The sequence below is a fragment of the Ferrimonas aestuarii genome, from assembly GCF_005116665.1.
Taxonomy (GTDB): domain Bacteria; phylum Pseudomonadota; class Gammaproteobacteria; order Enterobacterales; family Shewanellaceae; genus Ferrimonas; species Ferrimonas aestuarii.
In genome coordinates, this window is record NZ_SWCJ01000004.1 from 165,698 (window position 1) to 190,531 (window position 24,834).

General features: G+C 52.5%; 28 protein-coding genes. 17 read left to right on the forward strand and 11 right to left on the reverse strand.

Annotation, left to right across the window (positions count from 1 at the left end):
* Window positions 1-6: 6 nt before the first annotated feature.
* Entirely contained in the window at window positions 7-393 is a 387-nt protein-coding gene (locus tag FCL42_RS07655) for a gamma-butyrobetaine hydroxylase-like domain-containing protein (RefSeq protein ID WP_136862811.1), read from the forward strand.
* A 167-nt stretch (window positions 394-560) separates the two neighbouring features.
* Here FCL42_RS07655 and FCL42_RS07660 read toward each other — a convergent pair whose 3' ends face one another.
* The 3 genes from FCL42_RS07660 to FCL42_RS07670 all read right to left on the reverse strand — a co-directional run bounded on the left by FCL42_RS07660 (window position 561) and on the right by FCL42_RS07670 (window position 2,554).
* Window positions 561-1,622, reverse strand: a complete 1,062-nt coding sequence (locus tag FCL42_RS07660) for an MJ1255/VC2487 family glycosyltransferase (protein ID WP_136862812.1) — start codon at window positions 1,620-1,622, stop codon at window positions 561-563.
* Window positions 1,623-1,630: 8 nt separating this feature from the next.
* Window positions 1,631-2,149: a phosphatase PAP2 family protein gene (locus FCL42_RS07665; RefSeq protein ID WP_136862813.1), complete on the reverse strand. Its 519-nt coding sequence runs from the start codon at window positions 2,147-2,149 to the stop codon at window positions 1,631-1,633.
* Between the two features lie 156 nt (window positions 2,150-2,305).
* Window positions 2,306-2,554: a YgjV family protein gene (locus FCL42_RS07670; RefSeq protein ID WP_136862814.1), complete on the reverse strand. Its 249-nt coding sequence runs from the start codon at window positions 2,552-2,554 to the stop codon at window positions 2,306-2,308.
* A 339-nt stretch (window positions 2,555-2,893) separates the two neighbouring features.
* On the opposite strand from FCL42_RS07670, the gene rraA reads away from it, so the two are divergent.
* Window positions 2,894-3,379, forward strand: coding sequence for a ribonuclease E activity regulator RraA (gene rraA, locus FCL42_RS07675; protein WP_136862815.1), 486 nt, complete (start codon window positions 2,894-2,896; stop codon window positions 3,377-3,379).
* Window positions 3,380-3,381: 2 nt separating this feature from the next.
* Entirely contained in the window at window positions 3,382-4,443 is a 1,062-nt protein-coding gene (locus FCL42_RS07680) for a formimidoylglutamase (protein ID WP_136862816.1), read from the forward strand.
* Here the strand turns inward: FCL42_RS07680 and FCL42_RS07685 are convergent.
* Both FCL42_RS07685 and FCL42_RS07690 read right to left on the reverse strand, forming a co-directional pair.
* Complete coding sequence (locus FCL42_RS07685; protein ID WP_136862817.1) at window positions 4,406-6,331, reverse strand: bifunctional diguanylate cyclase/phosphodiesterase; 1,926 nt, start codon at window positions 6,329-6,331, stop codon at window positions 4,406-4,408. The genes FCL42_RS07680 and FCL42_RS07685 overlap by 38 nt on opposite strands.
* A complete protein-coding gene (locus tag FCL42_RS07690; protein WP_136862818.1) occupies window positions 6,328-6,978 on the reverse strand; it encodes a transglutaminase-like cysteine peptidase in 651 nt (216 codons plus the stop codon). Before FCL42_RS07690 ends, FCL42_RS07685 begins: the two co-directional genes overlap by 4 nt.
* 243 nt (window positions 6,979-7,221) lie before the next feature.
* Here FCL42_RS07690 and ubiE point away from each other — a divergent pair, with 243 nt between their 5' ends.
* The 12 genes from ubiE (at window position 7,222) to FCL42_RS07750 (ending at window position 16,128) form a co-directional block, all read left to right on the forward strand.
* Window positions 7,222-7,974 carry a bifunctional demethylmenaquinone methyltransferase/2-methoxy-6-polyprenyl-1,4-benzoquinol methylase UbiE gene (gene ubiE / locus FCL42_RS07695; RefSeq protein ID WP_136862819.1) on the forward strand — a complete coding sequence of 251 codons (753 nt, stop codon included), beginning with the start codon at window positions 7,222-7,224 and terminating at the stop codon, window positions 7,972-7,974.
* Window positions 7,975-8,130: 156 nt separating this feature from the next.
* Complete coding sequence (locus FCL42_RS07700) at window positions 8,131-8,727, forward strand: ubiquinone biosynthesis accessory factor UbiJ (RefSeq protein ID WP_136862820.1); 597 nt, start codon at window positions 8,131-8,133, stop codon at window positions 8,725-8,727.
* Between the two features lies 1 nt (window position 8,728).
* On the forward strand, window positions 8,729-10,363 hold the full coding sequence (gene ubiB, locus FCL42_RS07705) for a ubiquinone biosynthesis regulatory protein kinase UbiB (protein WP_136862821.1): 1,635 nt from the start codon (window positions 8,729-8,731) through the stop codon (window positions 10,361-10,363).
* A 66-nt stretch (window positions 10,364-10,429) separates the two neighbouring features.
* Window positions 10,430-10,654 carry a Sec-independent protein translocase subunit TatA gene (gene tatA, locus FCL42_RS07710; protein ID WP_136862822.1) on the forward strand — a complete coding sequence of 75 codons (225 nt, stop codon included), beginning with the start codon at window positions 10,430-10,432 and terminating at the stop codon, window positions 10,652-10,654.
* Window positions 10,655-10,660: 6 nt separating this feature from the next.
* A complete protein-coding gene (gene tatB, locus FCL42_RS07715; RefSeq protein WP_136862823.1) occupies window positions 10,661-11,035 on the forward strand; it encodes a Sec-independent protein translocase protein TatB in 375 nt (124 codons plus the stop codon).
* A 2-nt stretch (window positions 11,036-11,037) separates the two neighbouring features.
* A complete protein-coding gene (tatC, locus tag FCL42_RS07720; protein WP_136862824.1) occupies window positions 11,038-11,775 on the forward strand; it encodes a twin-arginine translocase subunit TatC in 738 nt (245 codons plus the stop codon).
* A 51-nt stretch (window positions 11,776-11,826) separates the two neighbouring features.
* The gene (locus FCL42_RS07725; RefSeq protein WP_136862825.1) at window positions 11,827-12,354 is read left to right on the forward strand and encodes a hypothetical protein; all 528 of its coding nucleotides are present in this window, start codon (window positions 11,827-11,829) and stop codon (window positions 12,352-12,354) included.
* Window positions 12,355-12,657: 303 nt separating this feature from the next.
* A complete protein-coding gene (gene hemB / locus FCL42_RS07730; RefSeq protein WP_407644369.1) occupies window positions 12,658-13,629 on the forward strand; it encodes a porphobilinogen synthase in 972 nt (323 codons plus the stop codon).
* Between the two features lie 136 nt (window positions 13,630-13,765).
* Window positions 13,766-14,305 (forward strand): thioredoxin family protein, encoded by a 540-nt coding sequence (locus tag FCL42_RS07735; protein ID WP_136862827.1) that lies wholly within the window; start codon window positions 13,766-13,768, stop codon window positions 14,303-14,305.
* A 225-nt stretch (window positions 14,306-14,530) separates the two neighbouring features.
* A complete protein-coding gene (locus FCL42_RS07740; protein ID WP_169308328.1) occupies window positions 14,531-14,866 on the forward strand; it encodes a DUF3718 domain-containing protein in 336 nt (111 codons plus the stop codon).
* Between the two features lie 106 nt (window positions 14,867-14,972).
* Window positions 14,973-15,545, forward strand: a complete 573-nt coding sequence (locus FCL42_RS22040; protein WP_136862829.1) for a type II secretion system protein — start codon at window positions 14,973-14,975, stop codon at window positions 15,543-15,545.
* Window positions 15,546-15,762: 217 nt separating this feature from the next.
* Window positions 15,763-16,128 carry a hypothetical protein gene (locus FCL42_RS07750; RefSeq protein ID WP_136862830.1) on the forward strand — a complete coding sequence of 122 codons (366 nt, stop codon included), beginning with the start codon at window positions 15,763-15,765 and terminating at the stop codon, window positions 16,126-16,128.
* Window positions 16,129-16,183: 55 nt separating this feature from the next.
* Here FCL42_RS07750 and FCL42_RS07755 read toward each other — a convergent pair whose 3' ends face one another.
* The 4 genes from FCL42_RS07755 to rhlB all read right to left on the reverse strand — a co-directional run bounded on the left by FCL42_RS07755 (window position 16,184) and on the right by rhlB (window position 21,239).
* Complete coding sequence (locus FCL42_RS07755; protein ID WP_136862831.1) at window positions 16,184-17,536, reverse strand: CoA-disulfide reductase; 1,353 nt, start codon at window positions 17,534-17,536, stop codon at window positions 16,184-16,186.
* Window positions 17,536-18,930 carry an L-cystine transporter gene (locus FCL42_RS07760; protein WP_136862832.1) on the reverse strand — a complete coding sequence of 465 codons (1,395 nt, stop codon included), beginning with the start codon at window positions 18,928-18,930 and terminating at the stop codon, window positions 17,536-17,538. Before FCL42_RS07760 ends, FCL42_RS07755 begins: the two co-directional genes overlap by 1 nt.
* Window positions 18,931-19,036: 106 nt before the next feature.
* The gene (locus FCL42_RS07765; RefSeq protein ID WP_229359808.1) at window positions 19,037-19,957 is read right to left on the reverse strand and encodes a Ppx/GppA phosphatase family protein; all 921 of its coding nucleotides are present in this window, start codon (window positions 19,955-19,957) and stop codon (window positions 19,037-19,039) included.
* Window positions 19,944-21,239 (reverse strand): ATP-dependent RNA helicase RhlB, encoded by a 1,296-nt coding sequence (gene rhlB, locus FCL42_RS07770; protein WP_136862833.1) that lies wholly within the window; start codon window positions 21,237-21,239, stop codon window positions 19,944-19,946. The genes FCL42_RS07765 and rhlB overlap by 14 nt, the downstream gene beginning before the upstream one ends.
* Before the next feature lie 322 nt (window positions 21,240-21,561).
* Between rhlB and trxA the strand changes: the two genes are divergently transcribed.
* On the forward strand, window positions 21,562-21,888 hold the full coding sequence (trxA, locus tag FCL42_RS07775) for a thioredoxin TrxA (RefSeq protein WP_136862834.1): 327 nt from the start codon (window positions 21,562-21,564) through the stop codon (window positions 21,886-21,888).
* A 205-nt stretch (window positions 21,889-22,093) separates the two neighbouring features.
* Window positions 22,094-23,359, forward strand: a complete 1,266-nt coding sequence (rho, locus tag FCL42_RS07780; RefSeq protein ID WP_136862835.1) for a transcription termination factor Rho — start codon at window positions 22,094-22,096, stop codon at window positions 23,357-23,359.
* A 64-nt stretch (window positions 23,360-23,423) separates the two neighbouring features.
* Here the strand turns inward: rho and FCL42_RS07785 are convergent, their stop codons facing one another.
* Together FCL42_RS07785 and FCL42_RS07790 are read right to left on the reverse strand one after the other, a co-directional pair.
* Window positions 23,424-23,882, reverse strand: coding sequence for an NfeD family protein (locus FCL42_RS07785; RefSeq protein ID WP_136862836.1), 459 nt, complete (start codon window positions 23,880-23,882; stop codon window positions 23,424-23,426).
* The gene (locus FCL42_RS07790; protein ID WP_205729243.1) at window positions 23,883-24,812 is read right to left on the reverse strand and encodes an SPFH domain-containing protein; all 930 of its coding nucleotides are present in this window, start codon (window positions 24,810-24,812) and stop codon (window positions 23,883-23,885) included.
* Window positions 24,813-24,834 lie beyond the last annotated feature (22 nt).

A 24,834-nucleotide genomic window follows, 5' to 3' on the forward strand; every position in this document is an offset into this window, starting at 1 on the left:
AACACCATGAACATTGCCGTAACCAAACTCAAGCTCAAGCGTAAGTCCCGCCAACTGGAGGTGCACTTCAACACCGGCGAGCAAGCCTCGTTAAGCTGCGAACTGCTGCGAGTCTGCTCCCCCTCGGCGGAGGTGCATGGTCACGGCAACCCGGTATTGGTAACCAACAAGCGTGAAGTGAACATCAACGAGATCAAGCCGGTGGGCGGCTACGCCGTTAAGCTGGTGTTCGACGATGGCCACGATTCCGGCCTCTACTCCTGGGAGCTGCTGCATCAATATGCGCAAAACCAGCAGGAGTTGTGGCAAGACTATCTAGAACGTTTGGCGGCCGCCAAAGGCAGCCGCGAACCGCTACTGGACATCAAGGTGGACTACAGCAACAAGGGCTGAATTTAGCCTCAGTGACCCATCGCAAAACGCCCTCAGATGAGGGCGTTTTTTCGAAAAAATGCTTTTCAGACCATGAGTACGTAACCGGTTAGCCTGCGGCGGGCAAGGGCTTCACCCTCGGCGCACCCATTCGCCTCCAACGGAACGGAGTTCCTCACTCCACGCTATCAGTAAGCGTAAGCCCACTTATGCTTCCAGCTCTCCGGTAACTTAGCTTCACTCCACGCCTGCTGGCACAGCTCACTCACCTTATTCCACTCCCCCTGCTTAAGCCATTTGGCCAGCATGGGCCCCATCTGTGGGTAGTGAATGGGCTCACAGCTGCGGCTGTTGAGCCAAGTCTGAATCTCGTCACTACTGCCCTGCTGCATCACCTGCGCGGCACCCAAAAGCTCCAGTGCCAAAGCGTTAGAGGCCTGCTCAAACTGACCACCAAGGGGCTTTAGCAGCAATTTTTTCCCAAGCACCAATGCTTCAGATACCAGCTCAAATCCCGCCGAGCTTATCACCCCACAGCAGCCCGCGAGATGTTGCTGGAAGCCCAAACGGTCAAAGCCATGCCAATGAATGTGTGCTGGTAAGTCCGCTGGTGCCTGCTGAGCGTGATACACCCGAAACTGCACCTGTGGCAGAGCATCGAGCATATCACGAATGAATTGCGGCGACTCAAATGGCAGGTATACCAGTACGTGTCCCACCTCATCGCCACTTTGATGAGGCGCTTCAATGAACGGTGGCAACAGATCACAGCCGAAGTGATGCCAATGGCAACCGAGGAGGATGGAGGCCGGCGCAAAGTGGTTCATCACCTGCTTATCGATCCAAGACTGGCCAGTAACCGGCACGTCATGTTGAAATGCATTCTGGTGACTGACACTGATACAAGGCTTACCTTGCCGCTTAGCCGCCCACGCAGAGACCGGCTCAAAGTCATTAAGCACTAAGTCATACTGGCTCAAATCCAGCGCATGCACATCGCGCCAGAACTGCACCAATTTGTTATTCAGCGCAGTAGACACAATGTCGACTTTGCCATTACGGGTGGCAAACGTCAGTCCAGATAGGCAGCGAAAGTCCCCGAACGCCTGCATATCAAAAAACTGCGACTTTGCCCTGCCTGAAAACAGATAGTCCACCTCAATCTGTTCCGATTTGAGCGCCGGGGCCATCACTCTGGCTCGAGTCAGGTGGCCATTGCCCGTTCCTTGAATGCCGTAAAGTATCCGCATTGTCATTCCTAAATCACTACGGTCAAACTGATGGTTGCCGCCACTAGGCCAAGGCTAGCGCCCGCAAAGATGTCTCCTGGATAGTGCACCCCCAGTACCACTCGAGAGCAGGCAACCAAGGTCGCCCAACTCCAGGCCAGTATGGCCAGTTGTGGGATATACCAGCCCAACACGGTGGCAAACAGAAAGGCCGCGGCGCTGTGGCCGGAAGGAAAGCTGAATTTATCGTGGGGGTCGACCAAAGGCTGGCAACCCGTAAGCACCTGACAAGGTCTGGCTCGCTGCAACCGATTTTTGAGAAACCAATACGCAGGCAGCTCGATGGCGTAAGCCGTCAACAGCAACAGAAAGAAGGTTGGACCAAGCTCTGGGTCAGCAAAAGCAGCGATGACCCCGAACAAGGCATAGCCATAACCATCACCACTTCTTGAGAAATTTCTGGCCAACCACTGGCTCAGTGGCTGCCGCGAAAATTGGTGTAGCCAATAAAAGCCACGTTTGTCCCATAACGCCAGTTGTTGCCACATATCCAAGCTCTCACACTTTTCCAGTTAGGAGCAGATTAGGCAGTGGCAATGACACTCAAGTGACAGCCAAGGGTCAATTCGATGACAGCGAAGCCCAAGATCAAAAAAGGCCGCTCAAGGCGACCTTTTTAGATGATAACGTGTGGCGTCGTTGCGTTATGCCGTTTCAGGGGCAGAACTGCCGCGCTCACGGAACATCTTAACCAGGTAGTATACGTTCACGCTGGCAACAAAAGCGTTCATCATCCAAACCGGAGCTGCGTCGATCATCAACCCGTAGATCACAAACAGTGAACAGCCAATGAAGTTCAGTACACGCAGACGAACGATGTTTTTCATCATCAGTGAGATAGCAACCATAACGGAAGCCATGTGACCAATAACATCAACCAGGGTCAGTTCCATAACATACTCCAGAATTTATTTGACTATTCCCCTCTTCCTTGACTGGTAATGGAGACTCCGTGCCCCGAACTGTCTGGTGAATAAGTGTTCAAAATCGGAACAAATGGTAACAAACAAGTCGTTAACATCAACATGAACGCCATACAAATGTGATCGCGATCACCCAAAAATGAGCCACAACCCTGATTTATTTCGTAAATTTACAACATTCTGTTTTTGGATTAAAACTGGGCTAAAACTCCAATGACAAACAACGAGTTCTGTTAATCAACACCCATTCCAATCCGGTTAATAAGGGTTATACTGGAGCGGCACTATTCGTCCGATATCGAGGCAACTATGCACTACAACACCTCTGAACTTTGTGATCTTTACGCCGAGCAGGTCGACGTGGTTGAACCCATGTTCACCAACTTTGGTGGTTGTGACTCCTTTGGTGGAGAACTGCAAACCATCAAATGCTTCGAAGACAGCGTGCTGATCGCTGAAACTTTAGAACAAGATGGTACCGGTAAGGTTCTGTTAGTCGATGGAGGTGGTTCGCTACGCCGTGCCTTAATTGATGCCAAGATGGCCGAGCTAGCCGCCCAAAATAATTGGGAAGGGCTGATCGTTTACGGCAGCGTTCGAGAAGTAGATGCATTGGTCGACATCGATATTGGCATTCAAGCGCTGGCTTCCATCCCTGTTGGCGCCTACCAAACCGGCGAAGGCGCGGTAGACGTACCGGTCAACTTTGGTGGCGTTACCTTCCTGCCAGAAGATCACATCTACGCCGATTCCACCGGAATTATTCTGTCGCCGGACCCGCTCGACCTGGATTAATTATGCACCTCCACTTGGCAACGGATGCCGAACTCAATCGCTACTTAAGTCGGCGCGCTGGCGAGCGCCATCAAGGAGAAAGCTGGTTGCTTGGGGATCAGCTTTTGGGGGACTCCCTTACGCAGAAGCTCGCCTTTGCCAAGGCTCAAGGCATCCGCTTTGTGCTGCTGGGAATCCCTGAAGATATCGGCCCAAGGGCCAATCTTGGCCGAGGTGGAGCCGATGGCGGCTGGGACGCCTTTCTCAGCCAATTTGCCAATCAGCAGTGCAATGAGCTCACCTCTGGTGACGACATCCTGCTACTCGGCCACATCGACACCGCCGACCTTCAGTCGCGTTGCCACCAACTCGATGCCTCAAACGACGCGCAATTGCAGCAGCTACGCCATGCCACTGCCGAGCTTGATGCTCGCGTCACTCCCGTAATTGAAGCCATTGCCGCAGAAGGCCTAGAAGCAATTGTCATCGGCGGCGGCCACAACAATGCCTTGCCCATACTGGCAGGCTACCGTTTGGGGCTCAATCAGCCTCTTGCCGCAGTGAATCTCGATCCTCACAGTGATTTTCGAGCTACTGAAGGCCGACACAGCGGAAATGGTTTTGCCTATGCAGCCCAAGCCGGGCACCTGTGTCATTACCATGTGTTAGGCCTCAATGAGCTTAAAAACAATCAACACAGCTTAGATAGCCTTACCGAGCACGGTTTTGGGTGGCATAGCCTGCAGCAACTTTGGATAAGACGAGAGATGTCGCTGACAACGGCTCTATCGGATATCACCGCCTCTTTAAATGCCAAGCAATGTCCAGTGGGACTTGAGCTCGACCTAGATGCCATTGCCGGACTGGCCAGTTCGGCGGAGACCATGGCAGGCATTCCACTTATGGACGCGGCACACATTGTGTATGCTTTAGCCCAATCTCCTCGCTGCACCTACCTGCACCTTGCCGAGGGCGCACCAAGCTGCCACATCAGCGGTCTTCAAGCTGGCAAAAGACAGGTTGGCCAAGCGCTATCAGAGTTGGTATTCAGCTATCTGTCGGCTCGCCGCCAACCGCTTGGCTAAAGGTTTCTGGACCTGAGAAAGCAAACCCTTGCAGACCATCTATCTGATACTCATGCAGGCGCTGAGCCACCGCCTGCTCCTCGACCTGTTCGGCCACCACCAACACCTCTCGAGCGTGGGCGGCAGCCACCATCAGTGGCAGTAAAGATTCATAGCCACTTTGCTGATCCAGATGGCGGCTATAGGCAGCATCCAGCTTGATCCCCTCTACCGGCAATTGATGCAGCTCCGCCAGCCCCGCAGGAGTAATGTGGTCCAGCCATACGGAGATTCCCCGTCGCTGCGCCTGTTCGATAAAATACTTAACGCCACTTATGTGTTCCAGCACCACACTTTCCGCAATCTCCACCGCCAATTGCCCTCCCTCCTGAGTGATGCTGTTGGCCGCCTGAAATAACTGCTCCATAAAGTGCTGTGACAGCACTGCGCCAGAGGTCAGGTTAATGGCAACTTTGGCCTTAAGATCATGCTGTTGGCATTGTTCCATCAGGGTTTGCAAAACCAATACATCCAGCTCAACGCTGCGCTGAAGCCGCTCTGCCAACACCACTACCGCTCCCGGCGCTCGCCACTGCTTGCCATCAAAAAATCGCGTCAGCACTTCGTAATAGAGCAGCTCGGCATCACGGTTAATCACTTTGTGCAGCATCAGCTTCGGCTGCTGCGTCAACATGGCATCCAATCGCCTCTGCTGCTCTTCAATGGAGGTGCGATGACGATCGGCCTCCTTTACCTCCTCACCAGAAAAGTGACGTTGCAGCTGTTGATGCAGCTTCTCTTCAATGGCATCCACAGACTCACCAAACCGGAATGATTCACTGACGATGGCAACGCGCTCACCACCCGCCTGCTGGAGCTTTTCGCTCAGCTCAGCTCCCAGCTCCTCACCATTGGCCAGCCAATCCTGGGATTCCATTCCCGGAAGGATGATCCAGAAATCCACGCCACTCATTCGATAAACTCGAGCAAGAGGGAAGCGAGCGATACGCTCACGAATCGTTTCAGTCAGCGCTTTGAGCATCGGCTTAACTGCCGCCATACCGTGCTGACACTCCATCTGTTCCACCCCAGATAGGTGCACCTGCGCCACCACACCAGACTCCAACTCCCGATCCTTAAGCAGGTGATCCAGGCGATCTCGACCTCGCACGTCATTGGCCAAGCCGGTTTCACTGTCGATGAAGCAGGCTTTCTGAAGCTTATCGATGCGCTCACATTGCTTGTTATAGAGCGCCTCACTGTTCTCCACCATCTTGTTCATGGTCAGCGTCAGCGCTTTAAATTCGTCAATAAATGGCAACGACTCCTGCCGGATAAAACGCCGGCGCCGTAACCCCTCTGCCTGATACTGCGCCCCTTTAAGCGGCTTTAAGATCAACGTCAAAATCAATGCTCCACTGCCAATGGCCAACAACGCCACCACAACAGAGACCAGCAAGGCGCGATAAGCAAGCCGGTACAGATGCAGCAAGGCGGGCTCCGGGTTCGCCACCACCTCCAGCTTGGCCACCAGCTGCCAACCGGCATTGATTTCGGTGTGGCTGGGATCAATGCGCAGATCCATCAGCCCCCGAAACCAAGCCGGAGCGCGTTCACCTGAATGTTCAAAGCGGCGCAGCAGTTGCCGATCCGTTCCGGTCAAAATAAGAGTTTGGTAGTCTCCACGGTCAAAAATGGCATCCACCATTGATTCCGCCAACACCCAATCCTGCTGGGCCAGCACTGGCGATAATGACAACCCAAACGAGGTCGCCGTATCTTGAGCATGGATCGCCAGTTGCTGACGCAGGTAATCTTGGGTGCCTTTGAGAAACAGCACCAGATTGATGCTGGTTAGCGTGGTCACCAGTAACACCAAACACAGCAGTAATAACCTAAATAGGCTCATGATGACTCCTTCAACTGCAGACGCTCCAACAGCTCTTGCCACAACTCGATGCCATTGTCCCCTTGCCGAATCTGCTCACCTTTGTTGAAGGCCCGAGCTCGCCACAGACCTTCACCATTAAAACTGTATACCGGCACCAGATCCGGTCGCTGGGCACCAGGCAGGATTTTGGGATTGATGTTGTCCAGCACCAAGGGCATGGCACTGGAAGGTGGCTGATAGGTCAACACCATGTGGGCCTGATTGAGCTCTACAGCTTTAGCGTACATCAGCCTTAGCTGCGACGACGGCATACCAAGCACCCTTAAGGTGAAAAACTTAGCCAATGAGAAATCTTCACAATCACCGCCACCACTGGCGACAAACTCCAGCGGCGTGGCCCAGTAATCGGCACGCTGCCAATGCTGCTGATCAGAGATAAATTGGTATTGATTGAAAAAATCATTTACCCGCTGCAGCTGCTGTGGCGCGGCAACGGGTTCGGCCAGACTGGTCTCGATGAACGCCTTCAAGGCCATCACCTGCTCAACCCCTTGCTGACCAAATCGGGCTTCAATCATCCGCAGACGCGGCTCATCGAATAACTGTTGCCACTGTGTCACTTTAGGCGTTGCATTGACCGCACCCGTTCCAAAGCACAGCGCCATGCACAGCCACCCTAAAATTCGCAAATCCTTGTGTCCTTTTTTATGCCGTTTCCATCTAAGTTGTTACCACGATGGCTCACTTTGGTCGCACTTGGAAGATCAAGTGCTTAAAGGAACGGCAGCTTATTTTATCACCTCAACTGAGACCGGAACCTGACAGATTGATCTACCCCGTTTCTGTTCCGTGTTTTAAAGTGTAGACTGTGACCAATTTCCAGCTAGTTAACATAGGAATGCCCAGTCATGGCAGATAACGGGGATAAAACCCATTTTGGATACAAGACGGTAGAGTCCGATAAAAAAGCCGACATGGTTGCAGATGTGTTTCACTCTGTGGCATCCAAATACGATCTTATGAACGACCTGATGTCATTTGGCGTTCATCGCTACTGGAAGCGTTTTACCATCGAATGTGCGGCCGCACGTCCAGGCATGCGCGTATTGGATCTGGCCGGCGGTACCGGCGATCTAACCCAAAAGTTTTCTCAGTTGGTGGGTGAATCAGGCCAAGTCATTCTGGCAGACATCAACGAATCGATGCTGAAAGTGGGGCGCGCCAAGCTGCAAGACAACGGCGTCGTGGGCAACGTTAACTACGTTCAAGCCAACGCCGAGGCGCTGCCGTTCCCTGACAATCACTTCGATATCATCACCATCGCCTTCGGTCTTCGTAACGTCACCGAAAAGGCCAAAGCCTTAGCGTCAATGCAACGTGTGCTAAAGCCCGGCGGTAAGCTGCTGGTACTGGAGTTCTCCAAGCCGCAAAATGCCCTGATGCAGAAAGCCTATGACTTCTACAGCTTCCAGGTGATCCCTAAGATGGGCTCCATGGTTGCTGGCGACTCGGAAAGCTATCAGTACCTGTCTGAGTCCATCCGCATGCACCCTGATCAGGAGACCCTGAAACAGATGATGCTGGATGCTGGTTTTGATCAGGCGGATTACGTCAACATGACCAATGGTGTAGTGGCGCTGCACCGAGGCTACAAGTACTAACACCAATCTGAATGAATTCAGGGCACCATTGCTAGATGAGATCGGTACACGCTTGGCTTGCAAGGCTGAACCGATTTCATCAGGTAATTGGATAGCGCACTGAATCAGATTGATACAAGCCCGTTCACGGAAGTCACATAATAAAAAAGAGGCGTTATGCACCTTGCCACCCTGGTCGCAGGCAGCTTGGAAGCTGCATTAGGGCAACTGCTAAAGTATCACCCTCACCCTCGTCCCTTGGCCAAATGCCATGGGCAAGTTATCCAGCTTCAGTTGGCCGAGCTCCCTTGGCCACTCATCCTTATCATGGACGAACCCATCGCGGTTTATAGCCAATACGGCGCAGATGTGGATGCCCAGCTTAACATCAGCTTGTCAACACTGGCCGCCATCCGCAATGGCGAATCCCTGTCTGAACTGGTCAAGCAGCAAAAGCTTGAGATCACTGGCGACATGCAATTGGTGGGCTTGCTGGCTCAGCTGTTGGCCGCCATCGAATTTGATCCCACGGACCCATTGAGCAAGGTTGTCGGTGATGGCATGGCCCACCGAATCCACAAGACCGGCATGGGGCTGTTTAGCCGAGGTCAACAACACGCCAAACGTGCTCAAGCCCATTTGGGAGAGTTTCTGGTTGAAGAGCAACACTTGGCACCTGCCCCAGAGCAGATGCGTCAGTTTTGCGATGACGTGGATGCATTAGCAATGCGAGTCGATCAGATCGCTCAGCGCCTGACGAAGCTGGAGGACTAACATGGCCGTAAGTTCCCTTCGCCGCGCGTATCAAATTACCAAAGTTTTCCGTCAGTACCGCCTCATTGAGCTGATTCCTAAAGCCAAACGGCCGCTGTTACTGAGCCTGTTGGACTCGCTGCTGTTCTGGATGGGTCGCCGGGCCACGGATGCCAATGCCAGCACCCGAACCAAGTTAGCCCTGCAAACCCTAGGACCGGTTTACATCAAATTTGGTCAAATGCTCAGCACGCGCCGCGACCTACTTTCCGATGATTTCGCTGAAGCTCTGTCTCAGCTCCAAGATCAGGTGCCCCCCTTCGATAGCCATCAGGCTAAAGCTCTGATTGAGGAGCAGCTAGGCTGTGCCGTCGAAACCCGATTTGATCACTTCGATCTAACACCACTGGCGTCGGCCTCAGTGGCCCAAGTGCACACCGCACAGCTAAAGGGCACCGATGAAGAGGTGGTGCTCAAAGTCGTGCGTCCTGACATCGAACCGGTGATTCACGCCGACCTTAAGTTGATGGCCAGCTGTGCCGCGTTGGTGGACAAGAGCCAACTCGGCAAACGTCTGCGCGCCCCAGAAGTGGTGGAAGACTACCGCACCACCATTTTGGCCGAACTGGATCTGGTACAGGAAGCCAGCAATGCCCGTCGGCTGCGGGACAATTTTGCCGGTTCAGAAGCGCTGTACATCCCTAAGGTCTATCCCGAACTGTGCCGCCGCAAACTGCTGGTGATGGAGCGCATCTACGGCATTCCCGTCACCGACATCGACGCCCTAAAAGCCCAACAAACCGACATGAAGCTGTTGGCCGAACGTGGCGTGGAGGTGTTCTTCACCCAGGTATTTCGCGATAACTTCTTCCACGCCGACATGCACCCTGGCAACATCTTTGTGAGCCAGGAAGACCCTAGCAATCCGATGTACATCGGCATCGATTGTGGCATCGTGGGTCGCCTCAGCGAGGTGGACAAACGCTGCTTGGCGGATCTGTTTTTGGCGTTCTTCAATCAGGACTACAACCGCTTAGCCCAGGTTTACATTGGCTCCGGCTGGATCGATTCCGATACCAATCCGATGGAATTTGAGCGGGCTTTGCGTCAGGTGCTTGAGCCACTGGCCAACAAGCCACTGTCACAGATAAGCTTCGGCCACTTGCTGGTTGAGCTGTTCCGCTGCGCCCGCCAGTTCAACATGGAGGTGCAGCCACAGTTGGTGCTGCTGGAGAAAACTCTGTTGTATGTTGAAGGCTTAGGGCGTCAGCTCTATCCTCAGCTGGATCTGTGGCAAACGGCAAAACCCTTCCTAGAAGAGTGGATGCATGAGCAGCTTGGTCCTTCGGCACAAGCCAAGCGAGTCAAAGAGAACTTACCGTTTTGGCTGGAAAAGTTGCCAGAGATGCCCGATCTGCTCCATGACAATTTACAATTAAGTAAACAGCTATTAATGCACCCACAAGCGGCATTAGAGGGCTACATTAAACAGCGTAAGAAGATTCACAATAGTCACTATTTCCTAGTAATTGGGTCAGTTTTGTTGATCTGTAGCACAATAATGCTAGTGAATTTCAGTACAATCTGGCCCTCGAGCGCCACTGCAATTCTCGGAGTTGTGGCCTGGGTCAAGGCTTGGCGTCTCAACAATCGGTGATTTCTACTCCGATTGTTGATAAATTGAATAACGTTTTTAAATAGCTTCTACATACCCGGAGATAACATGGGCGGCATCAGCATTTGGCAACTTCTAATCATCGCACTGATCGTGGTTCTACTGTTCGGAACCAAGAAACTGCGCGGTATGGGCTCTGATCTGGGCGGCGCGGTAAAAGGCTTCAAGAAAGCCATGAGCGACGAAAAGCCTAAAGAGGAAGAGAAAGCCATCGAAGATCAGCAAGCAGAGCAGAAAACCGCTGCCGAGCAGAAGAACAAAGAACAGGCTTAATCCATTATGTTTGACGGAATCGGTATGTTCGAACTGGTTCTGATTGCCGTTATGGGCTTAGTAGTACTGGGTCCTGAACGGTTACCAGTCGCCGTGCGCAGCATTAGTCGGTGGATTACCACCATTAAGCGCATGGCGAACTCGGTAAAGGATGAACTCGAACAAGAACTGAAGATCGAACAGCTGCAATCGGACCTGAAAAAGGCCGAATCCAAAGGTCTAGAATCCTTAGACCCAGATCTGCAGCAATCGATTCAAGAACTTCGAGACGCAGCCCAATCGGTCAACCGTCCGTATAAAGTTGAAGAGGCTGACTCCTCAACATCGTCTGCGCCATCTGAAGCTGCTAAACCTAAGGCTTCGGACAAACCTTCAGAGTAAACATGTCTGATCAGCAACCTCTAGTCAGTCATCTGCTCGAGCTAAGAAACCGCCTGATGCATTGCATCGGCGGGGTCTTACTGGTCTTCGCCAGCTTGGCTTACTGGGCAAACGACATCTATCACTACCTGTCGCAGCCACTGCTGGCCGTGATGCCAGACAGTGCGTCGATGATCGCTACCGACGTAGCATCGCCGTTCTTTGCACCGTTCAAACTCACCATGGTGGTGGCGCTATTTGTGGCCATGCCATACGTGCTGTATCAGATCTGGTCCTTTGTGGCTCCCGGTCTTTACAAGCACGAGAAAAAGCTAGTTATGCCACTTCTGTTCAGCAGTTCACTGCTTTTCTACAGTGGTATCGCGTTCGCCTACTACATTGTTTTCCCCGTGGTCTTTGGCTTCTTTACCTCAGTAGCGCCAGAGGGAGTGCAGGTCGCAACGGACATTAACAGCTACTTAAGCTTTGTTCTTAAACTGTTTTTCGCCTTTGGTCTTGCCTTTGAAATCCCCGTTGCGGTTATCCTTATGTGCTGGACCGGCATGACCACCGCGGAAGATTTGAAGAAAAATCGACCTTATATTGTTGTCGGCGCCTTCGTTGTTGGTATGCTACTGACACCGCCAGACATCATCTCTCAAAGCATGTTGGCCGTGCCAATGTTGCTGCTGTTCGAGGGTGGACTGTTCTTTGCTCGCCTCTATCAGCCGAAAGATGATGAGGAGGAGGAAGAGGCATAACTCCGACTGTCGTGGCGGTTCTATGGATTATAAAAATAGAAGGACACTTTTATGAACAAGACCGCCACGCTCTGCTTTGCACTATTTTCCCCTCTGGCTCTAGCCGCTCAAAACTGCTCAGACATCTCCGATCAAAGACAGCGACTGGCCTGTTTCGACAAAGCCGCCACCGCTATGGCCAACTGCCAGAAATTTGAGGACAAGTTAGACCGCTTACTCTGCTTTGACGAGTTGGCAGGTAAACAACCACAAGCCGTTGCCGTGGTCGCCCCAGTCTCCAAACCCGCTCCAACACCTGCAGCACAAACCGCATCCGCAGAAGACCGTTTTGGCATGCCCAAGGTAGAAGCTGAAGATGAAGCACAGTCACTTAGCGCTACCGTCTCCAAAGTGAAATTCGATGCCTATGATCGTTTCATCATCACTCTGGATAATGGCCAGGTTTGGAAACAGGCCGAAAGCCGACGCTACAAAATCAAACCTGACTATAAGGTCACCATCGAAAAAGCCGCGCTAGGTTCATTCCTTCTGATCGCCGAAGGTCGCGGTGGTAGCACCCGAGTTAAGCGGGTTCAATAACCCCAAAAGCGAGCCGGTGCGCATTTTGCACCGGCGCTTAATATCATTTTCATCACGAGTGGAACCAAATCCGGTCACTTGAGTCTACTCAGTGCGCCCTCAAGGGCTCAAAATCTTTCCTTCACGCCCAACAGACCCCAGATGCCTGTTTTTAAGTGTGATTAACCTCCTATGCTTAACAGCAAGGTTTGCTAATATGTGTCGCAATTGATTGGTCTTCACGCTGTTGGTGAATGTCCTTCTAATGCGATTAACAAGGAGCAGCAAGTGACCGTTGTAACCGGACCTTTTACTCGTCGCCGCATGCGTCGTATGCGCCGCCATGACTTCTCTCGCCGCCTGATGGCCGAGAACCACCTAACCGTAAATGATCTCATCTACCCAGTGTTTGTACTCGAGGGCAACCAACGCCGCGAGCAGGTAGAGTCGATGCCAGGCGTTGAGCGCCTCTCCATCGATCTGTTGATCGAAGAAGCTCGCGAAATCGTTGAGCTAGGCATTCCGGCCATGGCACTGTTCCCGGTAACTCCACAAGAATTTAAGTCTCTGGGCGCCGAAGAGGCCTACAACCCTGAAGGTTTGGCACAAAAAGCGGTACGAGCCCTGAAGCGTGAATTCCCTGAGCTGGGCGTCATTACCGATGTGGCTCTGGATCCGTTCACGACTCACGGCCAAGACGGCATCATCGACGATGAGGGCTACATCCTGAATGACATCACCACCGAAGTGCTGGTGAAACAGGCGCTGTCTCATGCCGATGCCGGTGCCGATGTGGTTGCCCCTTCCGATATGATGGATGGCCGTGTGGGTGCCATCCGTGATGCGCTGGAAGCCGCAGGTCACGTCAATACTCAAATTCTGGCGTACTCGGCGAAATACTCCTCCAACTACTATGGCCCATTCCGCGATGCGGTCGGCTCTGCGGGTAACCTGAAAGGTGGCAACAAGCACACCTATCAGATGGACCCAGCTAACTCCGACGAAGCGATTCAGGAAGTGGCCATGGACATCGAGGAAGGCGCCGATATGGTGATGGTGAAACCGGGTATGCCTTACCTGGACATCGTTCGCCGCGTTAAGACCGAGCTACAGGTACCAACCTACGCATATCAGGTAAGTGGTGAGTACGCCATGCACATGGCCGCCATTCAGAATGGCTGGCTGGATGAGCGTAAAATCATCATGGAATCCCTGCTGTGCTTCAAGCGCGCCGGTGCCGATGGCATCCTGACCTACTTCGCCAAGCGCGTTGCTCAGTGGCTAAACGAGAAATAGCGAGTCGCTGACACCATATTCGAGGGCACCCAGTGTGCCCTTTTCCTTTGAATCAGCTCACACTCTCTACGACGCTTCGGCACTTTCTTGCCAATTTTGAATCAAATTTATTCAGACTCGACTTAGGTACTACAGCATGCAAAAATCTCTGCTCGCCAGCTTAATTCTGGCCCCAGCGCTTCTTAGCCCTAACGCCATGGCAAATTCCGGCTGCGGCTTTGAAGAGAATCAATCCGGCCCCTTTGCCACTTGCGATCAACCCAAGCATGAAGAGGTTATCTTGACTGGAGCACTCGAGATGGAAAACATCATGAACGCCATTCCTGGCTATTCCGAAAACTACGAGGCTTATCAACCTCAACAGGAGTGGATCAGCCGCATCGCCGAAGAGAAGACCGCCACCGAAATCGTGGTCATCATCGGCACTTGGTGTCCAGATTGCCACCGCGAAACACCACGTTTTGCCAAGTTGATCGACGCTGCATCCAACAGCAACATTCAGGTACGTTACATCGGCGTGGATCGCCAGAAATCTGATCCTGAAAACCTCTCTAAAGCCTATGACTTCAAACGCATCCCGACCTTCATTGTGATGCAAGAGGGCAAAGAGATTGGCCGCATTGTTGAATCACCGAAAACCACCCTAGAGCAGGATCTGGCCAACATCCTCAACTAAAGCTGGGTGAATTCGAGTGATCTAGGGTGCGTAAAGGCGTGCCCTTTTTTATGCCTTCGAACTATCAGCAAGGATTTATTTTCATTGAAATTGTATACACCACCGATTTAATTAGCCTGCTAGGCTTTAACTTTCGAAGTAATGGTTCGCTCCCGAAAGGACTCGATTCAGCGTCATCATCATGGATGTTGGATGTAACCGCTTCCTGATATGGAGTGTGATGTTATGAAATCGATTGTCCCTTGTTTAGCTCTACTGGCTTCTGCTCCCCTAGCTCAGGCCGCTAACTTCTTCATTAGCGACTCAACTCACGAGTCTAAAATCTGCCTCGCCGCCGCCAGTGGCACCCCAATTCAATTTGATCGAGCCATTAGACACTCTCCCATGAACTTTCGGACCGTGGCCAAACACCTGCAATGCAATCAGACTCCGGTTGCGGACTTCGCAAAACAGTTCTCCCAATACCCGGATATCGTCGTTCGCCTTGAGCCTTACCAAACCGGGGCCAGTGCTGCGGCCTCAGACGCCTCAGAGATCCTGATTACCGCTTCACTCCGATAGGGCGACTTAGGGTCACCCAGAAACCGGTGGCCCTAATCACATACACATTCACTTGAAAGTGTAATAATCTGCTGATCATTATCCGTTTTATCGCAGTAGGCCCAACATGAAAAAAGGATTTACGCTCATTGAGCTGGTCGTCGTTATCGTGATTCTGGCGATTTTGGCGGTCGTTGCTCTTCCTAGGTTCATGAACCTAAAGCCGGAATCGGAGCGTTCCGTTGTATTGGCCACTGCCGCCGCCTACGAGCAGGCTATCGATTTTGCCCACACCAGTTGGCAGATACACAGTGGGCCAAACCAACCCCTTAATGATCTGCCTGGTTATGTCGGTGATGTATTGGATCTTAACGCCAATGGCTATCCACTGGGCATAGACAAAAACAACCCCATGGGTCAGGCGGAGCAGATCGGCCAAGGCGATATAGGCTGCGTCTCCCTATGGCTAACCCTGCTGACCGATGCACCGAGTGTCTCCCTTCCTCAGGATGACCCCAATTTCGACGCCGACTACCATGCCTATCGCCACAATGAATCCGGTGACAACAGCCCCATGAGCCGCTGCAGCTACGTGTATCGGGCTGGAGGCGACCGTGCCGATAGAGACAGTGCCGATAGAGACAGTGCCGATCTGGTGATCGTCTACAACTCAGAAACCGGGGAAGTGACAGTCCCCTAGCCATCGAGAGTGTTTCAAAATGTCAGTGTTGGCAACACAAGTTGACATCAACTGAGTGCAATTGGCTTATAACATCATGATTTAATTTTAGTTTTGTAGCGCCGCCCTCTAATGGTGCAGTTCAATACTTACAGGAGTTCATAGACTCTTAATACATTCTTCAGCGATCTCTGCCATCTGTTAAGGCGTTCGTTTATCACTGAAGGAATCATGGATCATGAACAAATTTTCCACACTGACCGCCGCTGCCACACTCGCCCTAGCCAGCATGCCGATGGCTCATGCTGCTCCACAAGTAATCGCTGCGGATCAGCGCACTGAATCCCAGCTGTGTGCGGCGTCAGCCAACCTTTCGCTATTCCAATTCTCTCAATATGCTAAACAGAAAGGCTACAATCTAAAGTCGCTAGCTCGTCAGCTGAGCTGTAATCAACTGCCGTTGGCAGTGTTCGCTAAACGCTACAACGCCCACGAAAGTCTATCGGGGAAGATCGCCAAATTGAGCCGAGAAGAGGTACAAACTCAGGTTGCCTCGCAACAGCTGTTGGTGTTGAACCAGAGCCTGACCGTGTACGGAAGTTAAAAAAAGCCCAACAAAAAGGGAGCCCTTAGGCTCCCTGTTTCAGTTTGAGTCATCACTACTTAGCGACGTTGCCCGCCACATTGAGTGCATCCCAAGTACGAGCAAATGGCGGCGCATACACCAAATCCATCATCCCCAAATCCTCGGTGGTTAACCCGCCCTGAATGGCGGCGGCGATGGTATCCACTCGCAGCACCGAGCCTGCACCACCGGCAATCTGACCGCCAAGAATGCGTTTGGACTCCGCATCGTAGATGAGCTTGACTCGAATCGCTTGCTGACCTGCCACGTAATTCGTGGTGTTCTTATCGTTGATCACCACGGATTTCACCTGCCAACCCAATTGAGCGGCCTCTCGCTCACTGATGCCAGTTCGCCCGGCTTCAACGCCGAGTACCTTAACCCCAGCGCTGCCTAAGGTGCCGGAAAACACCTTAGCGCCACCACAGAGGTTTTCCCCAAGCAAGCGGCCAATCTTATTGGCTGTAGTTGCCAGCGGAATATACACCGCCTGCTGGCGAAGACGGTGCCAAACTGTGGCGCAGTCACCGGCTGCGTAGACGTTGCTTAATGAGGTTCGCCCCTGCTGGTCAATAACAATGGCACCATTGCCCAAGCGCTCAATGCCAGTGCTCGCTAAGAACTCAGTATTAGGCTTGACGCCGGTCGCTACTACAACGAGGTCGGCCGGATAGCGGCCGAGATTAGTGACAACCCAGCGGCTGCCCTCCTGCGACTCGATGGATTCGACTCGCTCGTTAAGGTGCAGTGCCACTTGATTATCAATCAGTTCTTGCTGAACCAACTCGCTCATCTCACTGTCGAACGACTCGGATAACACTCGCTCAGACAGCTCAATCAAGCGTACTTTCTTGCCCTGATGCACAAGGGCTTCCACCACTTCGAGACCGATGTAACCAGCACCGATAACCACGGTCTCTTGAACCGTCTCATCTTGTACCCGCTGTTTGAGGTTGATGCCATCATCCATGGTTTTTAAGAAAAACACCGACTCATCATCCAGCCCAGCTATTGGTGGACGAATCACCGAAGCACCGCTGGCAATCATCAGGCGATCGTAGCCTTGCTCAAACACCTCGCCGGAGGCCAGATCTTTCACCTTTAGACTTTGGGAATTGGCATCAACACTTAACACCTGATGACCTATGCGCAGATCAATGCCCGACTCACGAAACTGTTCAACGCTGCGCTCCGCCATGTAACTGGTGTCGTCGAAGTTATCCCCCACGTAATAAGGCAGACCACAGGCACCAAAAGAAACCACGTGAGACTGTTCAAACACCAAGATGTCCGCATGGCGATCCGTACGTCTGGCTTTGGCGGCGGCGCTCATGCCCGCCGCCTCGGCACCGATAATGACGATGGTTTGCTTAGTTTCAGTTGTCATTAGGCCGACTCCAGATCCACGTCCAACTCTTGCTCACCGTGGTAAACCTCCATATCAGTTTGACCAAGTACACGACTGGTCACAAAGCCCGCCGTCATGGCGCCGTTAACGTTAAGCGCAGTGCGGCCCATATCAATCAGAGGCTCGATTGAGATCAGCAAACCCGCCAGCGCGACCGGCATATCCAACGCGGTCAGCACAATCAGAGCCGCGAAAGTCGCACCGCCACCCACACCGGCCACACCAAAAGAGCCCACCACAATGGTGGCGATCAAGGTGGCGATGAAAGTTGGGGTCATAGGGTCAATGCCGATGGTTGGGGCGATCATGGCCACCAGCATGGCAGGGTAGATGCCCGCACAGCCATTCTGACCAATGGTGGCACCAAAGGAAGCCGACAAGTTGGCAATGCCATCAGGGATGCCCAAACGTTGAGTCTGGGTCTGTACGTTCAGCGGAATGGTGCCCGCACTGGTACGGCTGGTGAAGGCAAAGGTCAGGACCGGCAGTACCTTCTTAACGAAGATAACTGGGTTTCCCCCCACAAGAGTTACCAAAGCCAGATGCACCAAGAACATCAACGCTAACGCCAGATAAGATGCGCCCACAAAGCTGATCAGATTAAAGATGTCACTAAACTGACTGGTAGCCAACACTTTAGTCATCAGCGCCATCACCCCATACGGAGTCAGGCGCAGTACCAAGGTGACAATGCGCATCACGATGGCGTAAGCCACTTCAATGAAGCTGTCGAACTTAGCCGCCACATCGGGTTGCTTACGATGTAAGCCCAGACCGGCAATTCCAACAAACGCGGAAAAGATCACCACCGAGATGATGGAGGTATCTCGAGCGCCGGTCATGTCCAGGAATGGATTGGCAGGAATCAGATTTACTAGGGTGGATGCAATGGAGATGCCGGTGGCAGCGCTCTCACGAGACATCAGGTAAGAAGCTCGCTCCGCCTCACGAGCTCCTTGAGTTAGCCCTTCCGCAGTCAGGCCAAACAGGTTAGCGACAAAGAAGCCAATGAGGCCCGCGATGGCAACGGTAATCAGCAGGATACCAATGGTCAAACCGCTGATTTTGCCTAAGGCATCGGCGTCTTTAAGCTTCAAAATGGCGCTGATGATCGACACCATCACCAGCGGCATCACGATCATCTTCAGCAATTGCACATAGCCACTGCCGACAATATTAAAGTACTCAATGGAGCCCGATAGCGCTTGGGAGTCGACACCATAGATAAGCTGCAGCGCCAAACCAAAGCCGATACCCATGCCCAAACCGGCAAATACGCGGCGAGTAAATTTCACATGTTTTTGCTGCATGCGGTACAGCACAAACAGCAGCAGTAACATCACAGCTACGTTCGCCATTACCAGAAAACTCATAGGGTTATGCCTCTCTCATGTCTATTTCATCCCCGTAGAGATAAAACTACGGCCCGAACAAACTGCCCAGACCGTCATTGGATTTGTGGTGTTTAATGCCGCTAGATTAACAGCAATTGGCTTGCAGCTGCACTAGTACGCCTTCTCGTAAGGCTCCACCAGCGAGATCGAGACCATCAATGTGCAACAGCTCGAACAGCGCCAATAGGATAGCGACCCCAGCCACAAAGGTAGGACGGCGTTCTGCATCCAAAGACGCAAAAATGGGTTGGGGATCATGGCAAAGCTGCCGCTTCACTTCCTGAAGCTCAGCCCGAGTCACAAGACCTTGGGGCAACCAGCCACTTTCTTTAAGCTCAAACAGCGACCGAACTGTACCAGAAACACCTAAGCAGTGTTGCCATGGTTGCGCCAGCAGTTTCTCCATCTGAGGAGCCAGCGCCTTGGTAACCGCTTGATGGATGCTATCAAAGCTCGCGGATAGGCAGCCTTGAGATAGAAATTGTTGGTTGTAGCTGACGCAGCCCAGCTCAAAAGAGTGTTTAAAACCGATGCTGGTCTCATCGCCAACCACCAACTCAGTACTGGCACCGCCAATATCAATCACCAGTGCAGTACCATCCACCTGACTGCAGGCGCGCATTCCTTGATAGATAAGCTCGGCCTCTCTATCGCCGCTGATCACCTCGATGGGGTACCCCAGCAAAGGTAAAGCCTGCTGGCAGAAAGCATCGCCGTTGTTGGCATAGCGCAGTGCGGCCGTCGCCAACACCTCAACCCCGGCAACCTCTGCGCTTCGCAAAATGTCGCCAAACCAGCTAAGGCACTCAAGGCCACGGGCAAAAGCCTCGTCTCCTAATGCCCCTTGAGCCGTCATGCCGTCCGCCAAACGCACCTTGCGCTTGTGCTTAGCCACGACCTGAGGAATGCCTTGGGGATTCGGCTTAGCGAGGAGAAGATTAAAACTGTTTGACCCTAAGGTAACGGCGGCCAAAAGGCCGCCGTTAATCATGTTATCGCTTGTCATTACGTCGAGGTCCGCGAGGAGCTCCTTGGCGATCTCGACCATTTCCTGGGCGCTTAGCACCAGAGTTCGGCCGGCGATGACGATAAATACGATGTGGCTTTTTCAAGTCGTCCAGCAATGCGCTGGCATCGTAGTTGGTCACTGGAATGGAGTGATCGATGTAGGCTTCGATGTCCGGTAGGTTCAAGGCGTACTCTTCACAAGCAAAGCTGATGGAGGAGCCTTCAGCACCGGCGCGACCGGTACGACCGATGCGGTGTACGTAATCTTCGCAGTCATCGGGCAGATCGTAGTTGAACACGTGGGTTACATCAGAGATGTGCAATCCACGAGCCGCTACGTCAGTGGCCACAAGGAAATCCAGCGTGCCAGCTTTAAATTGCTCTAGGATGCGCAGACGCTTTTTCTGCGGCACATCGCCAGTTAGCAAGCCAACGCGATGACCATCGGCTTCCATCCAACCGTGCAGCTCTTCGCAGCGATGCTTGGTATTGGCGAAAACGATGGCTTTATCTGGCCATTCCTCTTCGATCAATGTCAGCAACAAACGCATCTTGTCTTCGTTAGAGGGGTAAAATAGCTCCTCTTTAATGCGCTTACCGGTTTTCTGCTCCGGCTCAACTTCAACATGAACGGGATCGTTCATGTGCTCGTATGCCAACTCTTTCACTTTGAAAGAGAGAGTGGCCGAGAACAGCATATTACGGCGGTCTTTCGCTGCTGGCATGCGGCGGAAGATATAGCGGATGTCGCGAATAAAGCCAAGATCGAACATGCGATCCGCTTCATCCAGCACCACCACTTGAATGGAGTTAAGGTTGTAGACGCCCTGTTTCAGGTAATCAATCATACGCCCGGTGGTGCCGATCAGCAGGTCGATACCACCTTCAATGGTGGCTCGCTGACTGTCGTAGTTTTCACCACCATAAGCCAACCCCATCTTCAGCCCAGCCGCCTTCGCCAATGGTTCAGCATCCTTGTGGATCTGAATCGCCAGTTCGCGAGTCGGTGCCATCACAATGGCTCGAGGGCTCTTACCGTCGTGCTGCTCTGGAGCAGGTCGAGTAATGAGTTCATGAAACGTAGCCGCTAGGAACGCCAGAGTCTTACCGGTACCGGTTTGCGCTTGGCCAGCAATATCTTTGCCTTCCAATACAACAGGTAGGGACAGCGCCTGGATCGGCGTACAGTGGGTAAACCCTGTCTGCACCAGCACATCGGCCACCTGAGGGGCTAACGGCAGATCGGTGAAGCGGGTGTCGGTCAAGTGTGTTTTGCTCATGGTTGGAAAGCATACCGGATGCGCTTGCAATAGAAAACGTGATCCAGTCAAATATTGTCAAATCCAATAGGGTTTACGCCATCCAAACTCATGGGCTGAACTGCAAAGCATCTTTTTAAGGTAATTAGTGGTTTCAGAAACGCCGATGGGGGCGCTGAATAATTGCTCTGAATGCCATGAACGAACGTGATTTTTGAACCTTTCACCGTAAATGGCACCTAATTTGGACAATTTTTCATCGCTGGGGGTTGAAAGGCTCGGATGCTAACCCAAGATCGCCAACAAGGGACACGATCCCACCCAAAAACAGACGGAGTAAAAAATGAGCGATAAGATTAAACAACTGAGTGACGACGCATTTGAAGCCGACGTCCTGAACTCTGACACCCCGGTACTGGTAGATTTCTGGGCTGAGTGGTGTGGCCCATGCAAAATGATTGCACCAGTGCTGGACGAGCTGGCCGAAGAGTACGGTGACAAGCTAGTTATCGGTAAAATGAACGTTGACCAGAATAACGCCACTCCAGCGAAATTCGGTATCCGTGGTATTCCTACTCTGCTGCTGTTCAAAGGCGGCGAGCTGGCTGGCACCAAAGTGGGTGCAGCCTCGAAAACTCAACTGAAAGAGTTTATCGACAGCCACCTGTAAAACAGATTCACACCCGGGTTCGCCCGGGTGTTTTCATCTATAACCTCAAAAAACGGTTTTAGACTGGACGCTGTTTTTCTTTAGTGCTAGTTTATTAGCCAATACTTCCCAGCCTTTGATGGCCGCCGTGCCTTAGGCACCCTAACCCCAACTTTTGTAACGATGTACCGGAAAAACCGGGCACCAAAACCACAAAGACCCACCCATGAATCTATCTGAATTAAAGCAGAAACCCGTCTCCGAGCTAGTTGCTCTTGCTGAGTCAATGGGACTCGACAATATGGCTCGCGCACGGAAGCAAGACATCCTATTCTCCATCTTAAAAACCCACGCAAAAAGCGGCGAAGACATCTTCGGCGGTGGCGTATTGGAGATTCTGCAAGACGGCTTCGGTTTCCTACGTAGCGCCGACGCGTCTTTCTTGGCCGGTCCAGATGACATCTACGTCTCCCCGAGCCAAATCCGACGCTTCAACCTGCGCACTGGTGATACCATCGCCGGTAAGATTCGACCTCCAAAAGAGGGTGAGCGTTACTTCGCCTTGCTGAAGGTGAATCAGGTTAACCACGATCGTCCAGAAAACTCCCGCAACAAGATCCTGTTCGAAAACCTGACTCCTCTGCACGCCAATGACCGTCTGCGCATGGAGCGTGGTAACGGCTCTACCGAAGACATCACCGCTCGCGTTTTGGACTTGGCCAGCCCTATTGGTAAAGGTCAGCGTGGTCTGATTGTGGCTCCGCCAAAAGCTGGTAAAACTCTGCTGCTGCAGAACATCGCCCAGTCCATCGCCTACAACCACCCAGACTGTGAACTGATGGTACTCCTGATTGACGAACGTCCTGAGGAAGTAACCGAGATGCAGCGTCTGGTTCAAGGTGAAGTGGTAGCCTCCACCTTCGATGAGCCAGCTTCTCGTCACGTTCAAGTTGCAGAAATGGTGATCGAAAAGGCCAAGCGTCTGGTTGAGCACAAGAAAGACGTGGTCATCCTGCTGGATTCCATCACTCGTCTGGCCCGTGCCTACAACACCGTAATCCCTAGCTCAGGTAAGGTACTGACCGGTGGTGTAGACGCCAACGCCCTGCACCGCCCTAAGCGCTTCTTCGGTGCAGCACGTAACGTTGAAGAAGGCGGTAGCCTGACCATCATCGCTACAGCGCTGATCGACACCGGCTCTAAGATGGACGAAGTGATCTACGAAGAGTTTAAAGGTACAGGTAACATGGAACTGCACCTGTCCCGTAAGATCGCCGAGAAGCGTGTCTTCCCAGCCATCGACTTCAACCGCTCCGGTACCCGTCGTGAAGAGCTGCTGACCAGCCAAGATGAGCTGCAGAAGATGTGGATTCTACGTAAGATTCTGCACCCAATGCAGGAGATCGAAGCGATGGAGTTCCTGATCGACCGTCTGGCCATGACCAAGACCAACGATGAGTTCTTCACCGCCATGAAGCGTTCTAAAGGCTAACCCCTTTTTACGCAGTCATAAAAAAAGCCGCATGATGCGGCTTTTTTTGTGTCCATGAACCGCGCTAGTCAGCCTTCTCAACCAACAGCATAGTGCCTTCGATGCTGACCACTTTCACGGTGCAATTCGCCGGTAGGGTTGTTCCCTCTAAACTGCTGGCCAACCAACTGCCATCGCCCACTTTGACTCGGCCGCCAGAGCGAGTTATGTCGGTCATCGCCATGCCACGTTCGCCAATCAAGCTCTTGGCCCGCTGATTCATCACTGAAGATTCAATGGCATGACGGTCTTTGTCCCGCTGGTAGAAATACCACGCCAAGGTGAAGATCACCGAGATGGCCCCAAACAGTACCCACTGCATCTCCGGACTTAAATCCGACAACCTGGCCACCACACTGACCGCCAGCGCCGAACCACCAATCCACAGCAGATAGCCGCCGGATCCCAGCAGCTCCAAAGTTAACAGCACTAACCCCAAAATCAGCCAATGCGTTGCAGTCATAGAGAGAAACAGTTCAATCACTTACTTCCCCTTCACTTGATTAATCAGTTCACTGATCCCCGCCACCGAGCCCATCAAATTGCTGCCTTCCAGCGGCATCAATACCAATTTGCTGGACTCCGCTTTACCGATGTCTGCCAGCGCCTCGGTGTACTTCTGGGCAATAAAGTAATTCACGGCGTTAAGGTCACCTTGGGCAATCGCGTTGGATACTGTGGTAGTCGCGTTGGCCTCCGCCTCTGCTTGACGCTCACGGGCTTCCGCTTCCAAGAACGCCGCTTGACGCTCACCTTCAGCGCGCAGAACGGCAGATTGCTTCTCCCCTTCCGCCTTCAAAATGGCCGCTTGGCGCACCCCTTCCGCTTCCAGAATTTCGGCACGCTTGGAACGATCCGCTTTAAGCTGAGCATTCATGGCATCAATCAGATCCATCGGTGGCGCAATGTCTTTGATTTCGATACGGGTCACTTTCACGCCCCAAGGCTGAGTAGCCGAATCCACCACGGTTAACAGGCGATCATTAATCTCATCACGACGGGAAAGCATCTCATCCAGCTCCATCGAACCCAATACGGTACGCAGATTGGTCATCGCCAAATTCTGGATGGCATTCTCAAGATGGTTCACCTCATAGGACGCTTGGGCAGGGTCGATAACTTGGATGAAGGTTACCCCATCTACGGTCACGTTGGCGTTGTCCCGAGAGATCACAATCTGACTCGGGATATCCAGCACTCGTTCCATCATGTTCACCTTGTGACCAATCTGATCCATAAAGGGTACGATCAGATGCAGGCCCGGCTTTAGAGAGCGGGTATAGCGACCAAAGCGCTCCACGTTCCACTCATAGCCCTGAGGTACAATCTTCACCGCAGTAAAGACGATCACCAAAGCGAACACCGCAAATACCAAACTGGGGCCCATGAACTGAATTAAGTCTGACACTTCCATTTCCTCTGTTTTCGCCGACAGC